The organism is Agrobacterium sp. DKPNP3, assembly GCF_052686535.1.
Genome location: NZ_JBQYSN010000107.1, coordinates 1 through 16,015, shown reverse-complemented (window position 1 = coordinate 16,015; position 16,015 = coordinate 1). Strand labels below are relative to the sequence as shown.

The window sequence follows — 16,015 nt, the reverse complement described above, 5'->3', positions numbered from 1 at the left end:
GGCGGCGCAATCGCCAACGGCAACGGCGGCCCCCGCTACTATGAACCGCCACCGCCGCCCCCGCCGCGCTGCTGGTTCGAAGACCGGCGTGTGCCCAATTCCTATGATGGCGGGTGGCATACGGAAAGCATGCGGGTCTGCGACTGATCCCAAACACCTGTCAGTCTGGCTTGCCCTCGGCGCAAGCCAGACGAACTCCAGACGAGACACGACGCGTCGCAAAGCCGCAATCGTCAGAGCATTCTTCATAAGCGATTGTGTTCAAAAGTAAATTGGTGGGCCCGGAGGGACTCGAACCCCCAACCAAGCGGTTATGAGCCGCCGGCTCTAACCATTGAGCTACAGGCCCTTTCCGGAAAAACTCGTCCGAAACCACCGGTCCGCAATGGTTCGAATCCGGTGGGTCACGCTCTAACGCAATTTTTTGAGCCCGACAAGCCAATCATGCCTGCCAAGAGCGATCCCGCCGCATTCGCTACACAATCTGAGGCAATACCCGTCGCAGGGACTCAATCATAGAGGAAACACCATGAAGACCAAAACGGCCCGCCTTTTCGCGCTCACCGCAATGACAGCAGCAGCCATCATGCCGCTTGCCGCCCAGGTATCTGCGCAGGAGGCCAACCCGCGCGAAGCCACCATCAGTGTTTCCGGTGAAGGTCAGGCGGCCATCGCTCCCGATATGGCGATCCTGTCATTCAGCGTCGTCAAGCAGGCAGAGACCGCCGCTGCGGCACTCACCGAGAATTCCAAGGCGCTGGCGGACGTTCTGAAAGCGCTCAAGGACGCCGCCATTGAAGACCGCGACCTGCAGACCAGCAACTTCTCGGTGCAGCCGCTCTACAAACATTATGAACCGAAGGACGGCGTTTACGTCGCGCCTGAAATCACAGGCTATCAGGTCTCGAATGGGCTCACGGTTCGGGTGCGGGACCTGAAGAAACTCGGCACGATCCTCGACACCTCAGTCAAACTTGGCATCAACCAGGGCGGCGACATTACCTTCACCAACGACAAGCCGGACGCAACGGTGACGGAAGCCCGCAAACTGGCGGTTGCCGATGCCATGGCGAAGGCGAAAACCCTGACGGAAGCCGCAGGCGTCAAACTCGGCCGTGTCATCCAGATCAGCGAAAACATGCAGCGCCCGATGCCGGTGCCCGCAGGCGCGATGCGCGCTTCGATGATGAAGGAAGCCGATAGCGTTCCCGTTGCTTCCGGCGAGAACAACTACAGCGTCGTCGTGAACGTGACCTTCGCTCTCGATCAGTAAGTGCACGAGCGGGCGGCACGCTATCGTGTCACCCGTCGTTGCCTCCGCGTCGGCGCAACGTCTTCCTGAAAACGAATTGCCCCCCGCCTGTCCTTCAGGACAAGCGAGGGGCATTTTTAATCGTTCTGCTCGACGGGGATATCAGCAGGTCTAGAAAACTGAGGGCTGTTAGCGGCGAATGACGGGGCAGCCGCGCTCGTTTGCAAAAACGACGCGGTCACGACCATGACGGTCGAAGCCAGCGACCACGACACGGCGCGGCGACACATCGACAACACGTGCGCGGCGAATGCCCATGCGGCTTGCCTTTTCTTCAGCGAGCCACGGCGCACAACCGCGGTTCGGGCGACCCGGGCGACCCCAGCCCTGACCATGGCCATAACCATCACGAACCTGAACGCGCAGCTGGACATCCGAGGCGGCAGAAGCAGCCGGAGCGGTAAAAGAGATACCGCCAAGGGCGATCAGAGCAGCCAGGCCGGCTTTTGCAAAGGTGCTGAACATGAATTCACTCCATTTGTTTCTACGCCGACAGGAGAACCTCCCCGGCGATTGATGCGACATTAGGATCGCCCATCTGAATATCAGCAGAACCGAATGTTCAGCAGGCGTTCAGGGTGCTTAATGCCGAAAGCCTCAATCCGATCCAGAGATCAGGCAGAGATATGCAACACAATCTCCCGCCGATGCGGTTGGTCACGATGTTCGAACAGATAAATCCCCTGCCAGGTGCCCAGCACCAGCCGGCCACCGCTGATCGGCACACCGATCGAAACCGTCGTCAGCGCCGATTTGATGTGGGCAGGCATGTCATCGGGGCCTTCAAGCGTGTGGATGACCCAACGCATGGAAGGGTCATCGGAAGGCGGTACAAGTCTGGAAAAATAGGACAGGAGATCACGCTGAACATCCGGGTCGGCGTTTTCCTGTATAAGCAGCGAGCAGGATGTGTGCCGAACGAAGATCGTCAGCAGCCCTTCATCGAGGCCTGCTTCCCCTACCAGCTCGTTTGCCTGGTGGGTGAACTCGTAAAGACCCTGTCCGCGCGTCGCGATGGTTATTTTCTTTTGCGGCACATCTTTTCTCTCTTTTAGTCGGAACAAAATTAGCATTTCCGCCGTTTTGCTATGTCAAATTGTGTCTGGCATCGCTAGGGATACATAAGTAACGCAGCTGCGGCGTCTGAATTCCAGAACAACGAAGACCGTTAATAGTTGCAAATCGAGGAAGGGCAGACCCATTAGAATGAATGATTTTGGCTTCCTTTACCCTGAGCAAGAGCCATGTCTTGGCCGCTCGCCCGCACTGGCCGCGAAAGACTGATAGATGGCGCCCAGTGATGACCGACTAGACCTGACCAACTGCGATCGCGAACCTATCCACATACCAGGCTATATCCAACCGCACGGCTGTCTCATTGCCTGCGATAATGGCATGCGCGTCGTCGTTCGACACTCCGAGAACTGTCGCGACGTGCTTGGAATCGAGGGTGATATAAACGGCAAAACCGCCGAAGAGGTGCTTGGCAAGAAACTTGTCCACGATCTTCGCAACGCCCTCACCGTCACCGGCAGGACGACGCGCCCCGCCATGTTGCCTGCCACGAAACTGGAGAATGGCCGCAGTTTCGACATCGCGCTGCATCGCTATAAATCCACGACAATCGTTGAGTTTGAACCGTCCAGAGGCGAGACGCAGCCGCTTGGCACCGCGCGCAAGATGGTAGACCGCATTCGCGAGGCCGATAGCGTCGAAAGCCTGATCTCCCGAACGACCCGACTCATCAAGGCAACGCTCGGTTATGACCGGGTGATGATCTATCGTTTTGAAGAGGATGGCTCCGGCAAAGTCGTGTCGGAGGCAAAGCAGCCGGAATTGGAAAGCTTCCTCGGGCAATATTTCCCCGCCGGCGACATACCCCAACAGGCACGCGCGCTTTATCTGAAAAACACGTTGCGCATCATTTCCGATGCGAGCGGTGCCCGCGTCGCGGTTCTGCCCGCCATCGATGCCTCCGGTGAGCCGCTCGATCTCTCTTACGCGCATCTGCGCAGCGTCTCTCCCATTCATTGCGAATATCTGCGCAATATGGGCGTGGGCGCTTCCATGTCCATTTCGGTGATCGTCGACGGTGCCCTGTGGGGCCTGATCGCGTGCCACCATTATTCGCCGCGTGTGCTCTCCATGCCGGTCAGGATCGCAGCGGAGATGTTCGGGGAATTTTTCTCCATGCATCTGCAGGTCCTGAAGCAGAAGCGCCGGCTCGATACCATCAACCGCGCCCATGCGGCGCTTGATCGGTTTCTGCGCCTTGCTGCCCATCACGCCAATATCGAAGAACTGCTGATCGACAGTTTCCAGGATTTTGCCGATCTGATGCCGTGCGACGGCGTCGGCCTCTGGGTGGGAAACAACTGGCACGGCCATGGGGCTACGCCGCCCCAGGACGTCATCCCGAGATTGGTGCGTTTCGCCGCCTCCGCATCCGAAGGCAAGGTGTGGGCGACCCATGCGCTGTCGCATGCCATACCGGAAGCGGAACTCTATGCTGGCACGGCTGCAGGCATGCTCGCCATTCCCCTCTCACAGGTCAAGGACGACTACCTGCTGTTCTTCCGCAAGGAGATCGTGCAGAACCTGAACTGGGCAGGCAATCCGGAAAAACAATATGAAAGCGGCCCGATGGGCGATCGTCTGACGCCTCGCAAAAGCTTTGCGATCTGGAAAGAGACAGTGCGTTTGCAGGCGCAGCCTTGGTCGGAGGACGACCGGGAAATCGCCGAGGCAGCCAGAATAGCGCTGGTCGAAGTTGCCTTTCATCACAGCGAACTCATGGCCGGCGAAAGAGAACGCGCGGAAGTTCGCCAGCGCATGCTGAATGAAGAGCTCAACCACCGCGTCAAGAACGTCCTCGCCATCATCAAATCGCTGGTAGGCAATCCCTCGCAGGAAGGAAAGACGCTTCAGGAATATGTGACGGCGCTGAAAGGGCGCATTCAGGCGCTGTCCTTTGCACACGATCAGATCATTCGCGGCGAAGGTGGCGGTGCCCTGCGCGACCTTCTCGAGGCTGAGCTCTCGCCGCATCGGTCTCCCGAAACCACGGTCAATCTGGAAGGCCCCCAGGTCACGCTCGATTCCCGCGCTTTCTCCGTCATGGCGCTGGTCTTGCACGAACTGGCGACGAATGCCGCCAAATATGGCGCGCTGTCGCAAAACGGCGGGCAATTGCATGTGCGCTGGCAGATCACAGAGAACCGCGACTGCGAGATTGAGTGGCGGGAAATCCTGCCAAGAAAACTGCCGACGCCATCCCGCGCCGGTTTCGGCACGGCGCTCATCAGCCGCAGCATTCCCTACGATCTCGGCGGGCGCAGCACCTTGCGTTACCTGCAGGATGGGCTTGAGGCGGAAATTCTCCTGCCTTTCCGTCACGTCTCGTCGGCCACGACAACAGCCGACACGCCAGCGGAGAATGAGCCCGCATCGCAGCCCAGGCGCTATAATCGGGAGGAGCCGTTGAAAGTCTTACTTGTCGAAGATCAGATGCTGATCGCCATGGACGTCGAGAACATGCTGGAGGATAACGGCATCAGGACGATCGAAACCGCGACCTCGTCAGCGATGGCGATCGAGAAGCTGAAAACCTATGTCCCTGATGTCGCCATTCTCGACATCAATCTCGGTAGCGACACCTCGATCCCCGTTGCCCGCGAACTTTACCACCGAGGCATCCCGTTCATGTTCGCCACCGGTTACGCCGATGGCAGCATGGTGCCGGATGAATTTGGGACCGTGCCAGTGATCAGGAAGCCCTATGACGAGGGCGCGCTGATGGCGGGTATTGCGGTTCTGGTCGGAGATATTGAGCGGGTATAAAAACGGAGTCCTCTCCGAGCTCGCGGCGAGGATTTGCGACCTTTCGAATATCTTATTCTGTCAAGGGCGTTGGGGAGAAGCCAAGAGACAACACGAAAGCCGCAGGACCAGCCTGCGATGGTCAAAGCTGAGAAAATGCGCCTTCACTGAAACTGCGCAAAGCCTCGCTTCTTCACGTCTTCACGGCTTATTTCCTCGCCGATCTTGAATCGAAACTCCGTCACCGCATAATTTTCCAAATCGACCTCGCACTGAAACGACACGTCGTGCCAGCCGCTGCCTGTGTTGAACGCACCGCCAGAAGCGTCGAGAGAATTGCCGGAAATCCTGCCGCCCGTATCGGAATATGGAATCATGCCCCTAGCGGCAAAACCGGCGCCCTGAATTTGCGCGAGCGCTTCCGTGCTGCAAAGCTGCACGATGCGGCGGCGTGGCGGCAGATCGCCGAACATCTGCCGTCTCTGCGCCGGTGTTAGCAGAGCCGATGACAGCAGGTTCTTGGCGGCCGGAAGTTTTGCCGGCTTGTCTTCCTTGACCTCGGAAGGTTTTTCCTCTGCCGGTTTTGCCTGCGGCACAGGCGGCTCCTTCGGTGGAGTTTCCTCCTTCACAGGAGAAACCGCAATCTCCCCCTGTTCGGCGGAAGCCTTGAGGTCGCTGTTGGCAGCGGGGGGCGCGGGCTTTTCCTCGGCACTTTTCTCCGGCTGGCTCGCCGGGTCCGATGATGGCTGCGGCTTTTCCGTTTCCTCCGTCTTGCCCGGCTTATCCTTGGGATCGGCCTGAGCCTCTTCCGGCCTCATTGCAATGGACGGTAGCGTCGCTTGCGGTTGCGGTGTCGGCTTCGTCTCCGCCTCCGCCTTTGGCGGTGGGGGTGGCGGTGGTGGCGGCGGTTTTGGTTTTTCTTCTTCGGCAGGCGCAGCAGGCGGCGGGGGTTCCTCCTGCTTTTTTTCCTCCGGCGGCGGCACCAGTTCGACGCTGACGCTCTCAGGCTCCTGCGGTTCGGCTATCCGCTCCGGCAATTGAAAAAAGAACAGCGCGACAATCGCAAGATGCAGCAATACCGAGACGGGCACAGCCCATCCTCCGCGTCGCCACCTGCCTGCCGAAACCTGTTGCATCTCATCGAACCAAATCGAGGCTGAGCACGTCCATCAAAACGACATGCTCACGTTCACACATAAGGCTTGTCGCAGACTTCGCCAGCGCGGGAAATAAAAAACCCGGCCAGAGCCGACTGACCGGGTTCCATTTTTTGATAAAGCCAAAAGCTTAGCTGTCGAGGAAGCTGCGGAGCTTTCTCGAGCGGCTCGGATGCTTCAGCTTGCGCAGCGCCTTCGCCTCGATCTGACGGATACGCTCGCGGGTAACCGAGAACTGCTGGCCAACCTCTTCAAGCGTGTGGTCCGTGTTCATGCCAATGCCGAAGCGCATGCGCAGAACGCGTTCTTCACGCGGCGTCAGCGACGCCAGAACGCGGGTCGTCGTCTCGCGCAGGTTTGCCTGAATGGCGGCGTCGATCGGCAGCAGCGCATTCTTGTCTTCGATGAAGTCGCCGAGATGCGAATCCTCTTCGTCGCCCACGGGGGTTTCGAGCGAGATCGGCTCCTTGGCGATCTTCAGAACCTTGCGAACCTTTTCCAGCGGCATGGCCAGCTTCTCGGCCAGCTCTTCCGGGGTCGGCTCGCGGCCGATCTCGTGCAGCATCTGGCGCGAGGTACGAACGATCTTGTTGATCGTTTCGATCATGTGCACCGGAATACGGATCGTGCGGGCCTGGTCGGCAATCGAGCGGGTAATTGCCTGCCTGATCCACCACGTCGCATAGGTCGAGAACTTGTAACCACGACGGTATTCAAACTTGTCCACCGCCTTCATCAGGCCGATATTGCCTTCCTGAATGAGATCGAGGAACTGCAGGCCGCGGTTGGTGTACTTCTTCGCAATCGAGATCACGAGACGCAGGTTGGCCTCGACCATCTCCTTCTTGGCGATGCGCGCTTCGCGTTCGCCCTTCTGCACCATCGAAACGATGCGGCGGAATTCGGCGATGGAGATGCCGGTTTCCGTGGAGAGGTTCTGGATTTCCTGGCGGATTTCCCGGATCGTGTTGCTTTCTTCGCGCGCGAATTCTTTCCAGCCACGAGCGGCCAGATTGGCGATCGACTTCATCCAGTTCGGATCGAGTTCCGCACCGTGATACTGCTCGAGGAAGCTGTCGCGCTTGACGCCGTAGGATTCGGCAAGGCGCAGCAGACGGCCTTCGTTCTGCATCAGGCGCTTGGAAATGTCATAGAGCTGCTCGACAAGGCTGTCGATGCGGTTCTGGTTCAGCGACAGCGACTTCACGGCCGTGATCAGCTGATCCTTCAGTTCCTTGTAACGGCGTTCCTGGCCGGAAGAGAGCGTGCCCGTGCAGGCAAGGCGTGCCTCCACCTGCTGATCCTGAAGCTTGCGCAGCTTCTTGTAGGTATCGGCGATGGTGTCGAGCGTTTCCATGACCTGCGGGCGCAGTTCGGCTTCCATCGCAGCAAGCGAAAGGTTGGACTCGTCGTCGTCCTCTTCTTCCTCTTCCGGCGGCAGGCCGTCGCCACCCACGTCCGTCACATCCTCGTCGCCGGTCGGCGCGCGCAGCTTGCGGGTCTTTTCCTTCTCTTCGGCAGCCTTGCGATCAGCCTCGATTTTTTCCGGGCTCTGGAACTGCGGCGCAGCCTTGGCTTCCGGGCCGGAATAGGTCGTTTCGAGATCGATGATCTCGCGCAGCAGCGTCGTGCCTTCGTTGAGTTCGTCGCGCCAGATGATCAGCGCCTGGAACGTCAGCGGGCTTTCGCACAGGCCCGAAATCATCGTTTCGCGGCCGGCCTCGATGCGCTTGGCGATGGCGATTTCGCCTTCGCGCGACAGAAGCTCCACGGAACCCATTTCGCGCAGATACATGCGCACCGGGTCATCGGTACGGTCGGTCGGTTCTTTCTTCTTGGCGGTCGCAAGTGCGGTGCCGCCGGAGGGCGCAAGTTCGCCACCCTCGGAATCGTCACTTTCGGAATCGCTGTCATCGTCGCTGGCGGCGGCTTCTTCTGCGTCCTCGTCTTCGATGACGTTGATGCCCATTTCCGACAGCATGGCCATGATGTCTTCAATCCGGTCAGGATCAACCTGATCGGACGGAAGAACTTCATTCAATTCGTCCATGGTCACATAGCCGCGCTTCTTGGCGGCCTTGATCATTTTTTTGACTGCGTCATCCGAAAGGTCGAGAAGCGGGCCATCCGTCGCACCGTCGCGTTCGTTTTCTGCTTCTTCGTTTTCTTTGACTTTGGTTGCCATCTATCTCGTCGCTTTCCCTGACGCTAACACCTGTTCCGCCGCATCGCCGTCCGCCCCATGAGCATACAGCGTTTTGCCGCGAATCACTGTCAGACACCTAACGGAGTGATCTTTAATTGCCGATTAACCACGGCAGCCTCAGGCAGAATGCAAAGACGGTGCACCCGGAAATGCTTGCTCATGCAACTTCTATCCGCCAAGGCTCATTCCACCTTACTTTTCCTGAATTGGTGATTCCCGCTATTTCCCGCCCCGTCAAGCCTTTGAAGGCGAGACAGCCGCGGAATTATTAAAAAGAGCCGCATTTTGCGGGTTATCACCAAACTATCCCCTATTTAGGATGCTGGCCGCAAAAGGCAACCCCATTGGCCGTTCAATTCTCGGCGCAGGTCAGCCGTGGCCAAAAGCCGGTCCCTTCACCCGGCCGGACATGACGCCGAAACCGTCGATGATAGCCTCCTGATTTTCCATGCGACCGATCTCCAGTTGCACCTCAGCCAACGCCCGCACCAAAAGCGTGCCACGTTCGTCGTCCGTCGCTTCGGCGATTTCCCGCTCCAGTTCACGCTTCTGCCACAGCAGGGACTTAGTCCGCTTGTGCAACGAAAGTGCCTGCACATATCCCTCGCGCGCATCTTCCATTGCGGCCTGCTCGGTTGCCGTCCACAGACGGGCGTTGCGCACCTGCTGGTCCATCGCTTTCAGAAGCGGCTCAAAACCCTGCTGGGACAGCCGCTCGATGAGCGATGCACGTGAAATTTCCGCTGCGTTTTCGGCTGCATAGGTAAGCACCGATGACCACAGCCGTTGAAGATCGCGGTTCTCGTAGTCGATGGCGGCGATCTCGTCATATTCCTCGAGCAGCAGTTCGGGATGGTTGACAATGGTAATGGCGAGAACGCTTTCCCGCAGGGACGGCTTGGTCTGGTATCCCCTGACGAGGCCGGATTGCGCCAGCCGGTCCGAAATGCTGCTGGCCGGCGCGGCCATCGCTCCGCCCCTTCCCGGCGCATTGCGCTGGAAACCGCGGCCCGCCGGTTGTGCGCCGTTCCGACGGAAATTGCCTGTCTGGGCTCCGCCCTGCTGAAAACGTGGCTGGAAGAAGCCGTTCAGCCTGTCTCGCATGTCCTGCTGATAGAACCGGCGCACCGTTTCATCGCCGATGACGGCAACGATCTGCCGCAGCCGGCTTTCAAGCTGGGCACGCTTTTCCGGCGTATCGAAAGTGACGCCCGATGTCTCGCGGCTCCAGATCATCGCGGCGAGCGGCTTTGCTTCCGACAGCACCCGGTCAAACGGCGCACGGCCTTCCAGCCGCACGAGATCGTCCGGGTCCTTGCCGTCAGGCAGCAGCGCGAAGCTGACGGAGCGATCCGGCTTGATATGCGGCAAGGCGAGGTCGGCCGCACGGTTGGCGGCGCGAATGCCCGCACCATCGCCATCGAAGCAAAGAATTGGCTGCGGCGACATCTTCCAGAGCAGGTCGAGCTGGCTTTCGGTCAGCGCAGTGCCGAGCGGGGCAACGGCATTTTCGACACCGGCCTGGTAAAGCGCGATGACATCCATATACCCTTCGACGGCGATGACCGTGCCGCCGGCCGCCTGCGATGCACGGCGCGCCCGCGAAAAATTGTAGAGAACATTGCCCTTGTGAAACAGCTCGGTCTCATTGGAATTGAGATACTTTGCCACCGCATCCGCGGCCATCGCGCGACCGCCAAAGGCGATCACCTTTTCCCGCGATGACAGGATCGGAAACATGATGCGGTCACGAAACCGGTCGTAAGAGACCGGCACGTTTTCATGCACCACCAGCCCGCAGGCTTCCATCTGCTCCTTGGGGACGCCCTTGCTTGCCAGATGTTCCTTCAGTGCGTTGCGACTGTCGGGCGCATAACCCAACCGAAAGGTCTCGATGGTGCGCCCCGTCAGCCCGCGATCACGCAGATAGGCCCGCGCTCGCGCGCCAAGCGCCGTTTGCAGCTGATCCTGAAAGAACAGCGTCGCCATTTCCATGACGTCCTGCAGCGAGGTACGCTCGCGCTCCCGCTTTTCCGCCTGGGGATCAGGCTGCGGCATGGGGATGCCTGCCATGTCGGCAACCTGCTGCACGGCCTCGGGGAAACTTAAACCCTCGAGCTCCGTCAGAAAGCGGAAATGATCGCCCGATACGCCACAGCCGAAGCAATGATAGCGGCCCTTGCGGTCCTCGCAGTGAAAACTCGGGCTTTTCTCGCCGTGGAACGGGCAGCAGGCCCAATAATCTCCACGCGACGTGTTGGTCTTCTTCTTATCCCATGACACACGTCGACCGATCACATCGGAGATGTGCACGCGGTCGCGTATCTCATCGAGGAAAGAATTGGAAAAGCGCATGGGTTACCTGTTCGAGGCCAGTCTTCCATATAAGCGCGGAATGGCGCCAGTACCAACCCTTGGAACAGGCTAACAGCCACTATACCCGTTATTCACAGGGCGGCACGAAAGATGGCAACGCCTTCGCGCTCGCTTCTGGCAAATTTGTGGCGCTGCAGCATCACTAAAAATTATGTTTTTGTAATTTGAGCGGTGTGTCTGGGCGGTGTACAACCATAATCACAGTCGAAGCAACGATTTCACAGAAATCTGCCGACGCACCGCAGGCACGTCCCCCCGAAAAAGCCTGCGCTTGTGAGCATTCTGATCCGCCGGAGTGCATTTTCGTCGACAGAAAAAAGGCAGGGCAGCCCACATCTGCCCTGCCTTTACTTTTTCCGCCAATGCCGAACTTACTTCAGCAGTTCCTTCACGACGCCCGAGGCTTTCGCAAAGTCGATCTGGCCGGGATAGCGCTCTTTCAGCGTGTTCATGCACTTGCCCATGTCACGCAGGCCGGAAGCACCGGTCTCAGTAATGACTGCCTGGCAGAGTTCGCGCACCTTTTCGGCCGGGATTTCTTCCGGCATGAATTCCTTGATGATGACGATTTCCTCGCGCTCCTGAGCGGCAAGCTCGGGACGGCCCGCGCCCTCGTAGATGGCAGCGGATTCCTCGCGCTGTTTGACCATCTTTGTCAGGATCTGCATGATGTCCTCGTCGCTGACGGGGTCCTTGCCCACGCCGCGATTGGCGATATCGCGATCCTTGATGGCCGTCTGGATGAGACGCACGGTCGATGTGCGTCTGGCGTCACGAGCCTTCAGCGCATCCTTCAAACTATTAGCGAACACGTCGCGCAGCATTTTTCTTCTCCTTGGGAAAGCCCGCTATCAAGCTTCCTGATACGGAAACTTTCCGCCTTATTTTTCGCAACGACATAAACGAGCAAACACGCTCAAGCAAATCAATTGCATAAGCCCTTGAATCTACGGCAGCTTAAATCCGCGTAAATCTTGGCCCTGCGGTTGACCGCTTGGGCTGCTTTCGTTATTTTCCGGCACCTGCACGAGATTTTAACGAAGGGTCGGAACGCGAGCTTTATCGCGCGCCCCTTTATGTCACGAAGCCTGCGACAAAAATGGCCCCTTACCCCCTGCCTTTCAAGAGGCGGGGTGCGAAGCGGCAGAAACGGAACGAGATGACCGAGACAGCGCCCTGGACTACCCGCAAACCGACTGCAATGCTTGTTCTTGCCGATGGCACGGTGATTGAAGGAACCGGCATCGGCGCGACCGGCAAGGTTCAGGCCGAGGTCTGCTTCAACACGGCGCTGACAGGTTACGAGGAAATCCTCACCGACCCCTCCTATCTCGGCCAGATCGTCACCTTCACCTTCCCGCATATCGGCAATGTCGGCACCAATGAGGAAGACATCGAAGACCTGACGCCCGCCGCCCGCCGTGGTGCTGTCGGCGTCATCTTCAAGGCTGACATCACCGACCCCTCGAACTTCCGTGCCGTCAAGCATCTGGATGCCTGGCTGAAGGCCCGCGGCGTTATCGGCCTCTGCGGCATCGATACGCGCGCCCTGACGGCATGGATCCGCGAAAACGGCGCACCTAACGCCGTTATCGCCCATGATCCGAACGGCGTCTTCGATATCGACGCGCTGAAAGCGGAAGCCAAGGCGTGGAGCGGCCTTGTGGGCCTCGATCTCGCCATCGAAGCCACCTCCGGCCAGTCCTCCACCTGGGCCGAAACGCCGTGGGTCTGGAACAAGGGCTATGGAACGCTCGGCGAAGCCGATGCGAAATATCATGTTGTCTGCGTCGATTTCGGCGTCAAGCGCAACATCCTGCGCCTGTTTGCCGGTCTCGATTGCAAGGTCACAGTCGTTCCGGCACAGACCTCGGCTGAAGACATCATGGCGCTGAAGCCGGATGGCGTGTTCCTGTCCAACGGCCCCGGAGACCCGGCCGCAACGGGCGAGTATGCCGTTCCCGTCATCCAGAACCTCATCAAGACCGATCTGCCGATATTCGGCATCTGCCTCGGACACCAGATGCTCGGCCTTGCCGTTGGCGCCAAGACCGAAAAGATGCATCAGGGCCATCACGGCGCAAACCATCCGGTCAAGGACTTTACGACCGGCAAGGTTGAAATCGTCTCGATGAACCACGGCTTTGCGGTCGACACCAAGTCGTTGCCCGAAGGCGTCGAAGAGACCCATATCTCGCTGTTCGACGGCACCAATTGCGGCCTGCGCATTACTGGCAAACCGGTCTTCTCGGTGCAGCACCACCCGGAAGCATCGCCGGGCCCGCAGGACAGCCACTATCTCTTCCGCCGCTTCGTCAACCTGCTGCGCGAGAAGAAGGGTGAGGCAGCGCTCGCCGAGCGCTGATACTTTTCCAATCCAGACGTTACATGCGGCCCGCTTCTCAGCGGGCCGTTTTCATTTCACGCTTCACCAAGAGCACAAAGCGGATGGTGAGAAGAACCGCGGCTGTCGAAAGACCGATCACGAAGCCGAACCAGACGCCGCGCCCACCAAAGCCGAGCGGGAAAGCCAGGGTCCAGGCAAGCGCCAGCCCGATCGGCCAATAGGAAATCAACGCCAGCATCGCCGGAATGCGCGCATCCTTCAACCCGCGCAGCAGGCCCGCCGTGACCGCCTGAATGCCATCCACCAGCTGGAAGATGCCGGCGATCACCACGAGGCTGCTGGCATAAGCGAGAACTTCCGCGGCTTCCGGCAATTTCGGATCAAGGAACCACTTCGCCAGAAATTCCGGCACCGCCGCAAACAGGATGCCGCCGCAGATGGCGATGCCGCAGGCAATGGCATAGATCATGATCGAGGCACGGATGAGATTCCTGAAATCCCCCTGCCCCCGCGCTACGCCCACACGAACCGTTGCCGCCTGAGACAGACCGAGCGGAATCATGAAGGCGATGGAGGCGAGCTGCAGGGCAATACCGTGGGCCGCAAGCTGCACCGTGCCGATCTGCCCCATCAGGATAGAGGCAGCCGCAAACAGGGTCACCTCCGCAAGAATGGTGATGCTGATCGGCAGGCCGAGACGGAGCACTTCAAACAGCGCATGCCAGTCCGGCCGCCAGAAGCGCACGAAGAGCTCGTATTTCTTCGTTTCCTCCCGCGTCTGCACATAAGCGACGATGAAGATGAAGCTGAAGGCGTTGACGATGACAGCAACGACGGCCGCGCCATTCATGCCCATGGCGGGTAGGCCGAAATGGCCAAAAACCAGCGCATAAGCCAGTATACCATTCATCACCAGCATGATGATGGTGGCATAAAGAATGATGCCTGCCCGGCCGATGGCGCTGACAAGGCCGCGCAGCACATAAAACAGCAGTGCCGGCAGCAGGCCGAACTTGGCGATGGCGAGATAATGGCCCGTCAGCGACGCCACATCCGGGTTCTGCCCGAGCGCAACCAGAATCCGCTCGGCGTTCATGAAGATCGGCAGCGTCAGAAGCCAGTAGGCGATCGCCACCCACATGCCCATGCGCAGCGAGCGGCGCGCAGATGTTGCATCGCCTTGTCCGTAAGCCTGCGCCACCATGGGCACAACCGCGACAGAGAAGCCCGTACCAAAAATAAAGACGACAAAAAAGAACTGCCCGGCCAGCACCATCGCCGCGAGCTTCTCAGCCCCCAGCTGACCGACGATCACCATATCGGTGGTATGGATGCCAAGTTGCGCGAGCTGCGCGCCAATAAGAGGAATTCCGAGAACAAGCGTAGCCTTGAAATGCGAAAACCACGACCCCGATCCGGACGGAACGGTTCCAGCAACAACCGACGAAGACATTGTATTTCACCCGAACATTGGCCGTTGCCCGCGATTTGCGCAACGGCAGCTCGAGATGAATAAAATAATCGCTGCCTCCACGCAACCGGCAGCAGTGGATGGTTAAAAATTAAGCAGCAACGACGCGTTACCGCAAGTTCGGAAAAGACGCACCATCTAAACATAAGTTTAGTCGAATTTTACCATTCATCATTATTCGTTAGAACATCTGAGAGTGCTTTTAAAATCATAAGCTGCATGACGCAGAATATTCCCGCCTTTCAGGCATGTTTTCCCCACCACTGTTCATGATGACCTTATCGGTACATCCGGCTTCAAGGATCTGTAGCTTGCCGAAGAAAACAAATCTCATGACGCGCATTCTTGTTGCCGCGTCATCTCTCGTCGTCGCTGCCTTTGCGGGCTTCTCTTATTATATCGACAGTCTGCAGCATCGGGTAACAACCGAAGCCGTGGCGGACAATATTGATTCCTCCGGCAAGCAGGCAGCGCAAAGCATCGCCAACTGGTTGAACGGCCGCATCATGCTGACGGAGACCGTGGCAAAGACGCTTGCCAAGCTTCCGGAAGACGGTGCCAAGCTGGCGTTCCTGGAAAACGACGTGCTGACGGCGCAGTTCATGTCGACCTATTTCGGCAATGCCGAGACCGGCACCTTCACCACCTTCCCCAAGACACCGCTGCCGGAGGGTTACGATCCGCGCAAACGCCCGTGGTATCTGGATGCTGTGAAGGCTGGAAAAACTGTTCTCACCGAGCCCTATAATGACGCCTCGACCGGCGGTCTCATCATCACGGCCGCTATTCCGGTCTCCGTCAACGGCAAGCTTGCCGGGGTGACAGGCAGCGATTTCTCGCTCGACTCCCTGGTCAAGATGATCACGTCCGTGGATGCCGGCAAGGACGGATATGCCTTCCTCGTCAGCAAGGACGGCAAGATCCTCATCCACCCCGATGCAAAATTCGTCGACAAGCCGCTGACCGATCTCTTCAAGGTCAATACGCCGGCAATTTCCTCCGCCATTTCCCAGACCGAAATCGACGGCAAGGGCAAGATCACGAGCTTCATTCCGGTTGCGGGCCTGCCTTCGGTCGACTGGTATCTCGGCTTCGTCGTCGATTCGGATGTTGCCTATGGCGCCATCGGGCAGTTCCGCATGGCCGCGACCATCGCCACTATTCTGGCGGCAGCTATCATGATCGGCCTTCTCGCTACAGTTCTGTCTCGCTTCATCGTTCGCCCGGTGACGCAGATGACATCTGCCATGGAAGGCCTGGCTGCTGGCAACCTCGATGTCGCCATTCCCGGCCAGGAACGCACCGACCAGATCGGCTCCATGGCTGC

11 protein-coding genes and 1 tRNA gene are annotated in these 16,015 nt (G+C 58.7%); 4 read left to right on the top strand and 8 right to left on the bottom strand.

Translation table 11 applies throughout. The features are described from left to right. Positions 1 to 273 precede the first annotated feature (273 nt). Positions 274 to 349, bottom strand: a tRNA-Ile gene (locus ACUTJJ_RS21850). Positions 350 to 529: 180 nt separating this feature from the next. On the opposite strand from ACUTJJ_RS21850, the gene ACUTJJ_RS21845 reads away from it, so the two are divergent. Next, positions 530 to 1,273: an SIMPL domain-containing protein gene (locus ACUTJJ_RS21845; RefSeq protein WP_063950631.1), complete on the top strand. Its 744-nt coding sequence runs from the start codon at positions 530 to 532 to the stop codon at positions 1,271 to 1,273. Between the two features lie 168 nt (positions 1,274 to 1,441). Here ACUTJJ_RS21845 and ACUTJJ_RS21840 read toward each other — a convergent pair whose 3' ends face one another. Both ACUTJJ_RS21840 and ACUTJJ_RS21835 read right to left on the bottom strand, forming a co-directional pair. After that, positions 1,442 to 1,777 (bottom strand): hypothetical protein, encoded by a 336-nt coding sequence (locus tag ACUTJJ_RS21840; RefSeq protein WP_445543397.1) that lies wholly within the window; start codon positions 1,775 to 1,777, stop codon positions 1,442 to 1,444. Between the two features lie 149 nt (positions 1,778 to 1,926). Then, positions 1,927 to 2,349, bottom strand: coding sequence for a secondary thiamine-phosphate synthase enzyme YjbQ (locus ACUTJJ_RS21835; protein ID WP_445543396.1), 423 nt, complete (start codon positions 2,347 to 2,349; stop codon positions 1,927 to 1,929). A 250-nt stretch (positions 2,350 to 2,599) separates the two neighbouring features. Between ACUTJJ_RS21835 and ACUTJJ_RS21830 the strand changes: the two genes are divergently transcribed. After that, positions 2,600 to 5,152 (top strand): HWE histidine kinase domain-containing protein, encoded by a 2,553-nt coding sequence (locus ACUTJJ_RS21830; RefSeq protein ID WP_445543395.1) that lies wholly within the window; start codon positions 2,600 to 2,602, stop codon positions 5,150 to 5,152. 143 nt (positions 5,153 to 5,295) lie between these two features. Here ACUTJJ_RS21830 and ACUTJJ_RS21825 read toward each other — a convergent pair whose 3' ends face one another. The 4 genes from ACUTJJ_RS21825 to ACUTJJ_RS21810 form a co-directional block, all read right to left on the bottom strand. Then, the gene (locus ACUTJJ_RS21825) at positions 5,296 to 6,222 is read right to left on the bottom strand and encodes a DUF930 domain-containing protein (RefSeq protein ID WP_445543394.1); all 927 of its coding nucleotides are present in this window, start codon (positions 6,220 to 6,222) and stop codon (positions 5,296 to 5,298) included. A gap of 196 nt (positions 6,223 to 6,418) precedes the next feature. Beyond that, complete coding sequence (rpoD, locus tag ACUTJJ_RS21820) at positions 6,419 to 8,473, bottom strand: RNA polymerase sigma factor RpoD (RefSeq protein WP_063950636.1); 2,055 nt, start codon at positions 8,471 to 8,473, stop codon at positions 6,419 to 6,421. Between the two features lie 390 nt (positions 8,474 to 8,863). Further along, positions 8,864 to 10,849, bottom strand: coding sequence for a DNA primase (gene dnaG, locus ACUTJJ_RS21815; protein WP_144577289.1), 1,986 nt, complete (start codon positions 10,847 to 10,849; stop codon positions 8,864 to 8,866). A gap of 392 nt (positions 10,850 to 11,241) precedes the next feature. Further along, a complete protein-coding gene (locus tag ACUTJJ_RS21810; RefSeq protein ID WP_063950638.1) occupies positions 11,242 to 11,694 on the bottom strand; it encodes a GatB/YqeY domain-containing protein in 453 nt (150 codons plus the stop codon). 335 nt (positions 11,695 to 12,029) lie between these two features. On the opposite strand from ACUTJJ_RS21810, the gene carA reads away from it, so the two are divergent. Continuing rightward, a complete protein-coding gene (carA, locus tag ACUTJJ_RS21805) occupies positions 12,030 to 13,235 on the top strand; it encodes a glutamine-hydrolyzing carbamoyl-phosphate synthase small subunit (protein WP_296068896.1) in 1,206 nt (401 codons plus the stop codon). Between the two features lie 37 nt (positions 13,236 to 13,272). Here the strand turns inward: carA and ACUTJJ_RS21800 are convergent, their stop codons facing one another. Next, positions 13,273 to 14,670 carry an MATE family efflux transporter gene (locus ACUTJJ_RS21800; RefSeq protein WP_445543393.1) on the bottom strand — a complete coding sequence of 466 codons (1,398 nt, stop codon included), beginning with the start codon at positions 14,668 to 14,670 and terminating at the stop codon, positions 13,273 to 13,275. Between the two features lie 329 nt (positions 14,671 to 14,999). Between ACUTJJ_RS21800 and ACUTJJ_RS21795 the strand changes: the two genes are divergently transcribed. Then, positions 15,000 to 16,015, top strand: a 1,016-nt coding sequence (locus ACUTJJ_RS21795; protein WP_445543392.1) for a HAMP domain-containing protein, incomplete at its 3' end; no start/stop codon positions are given.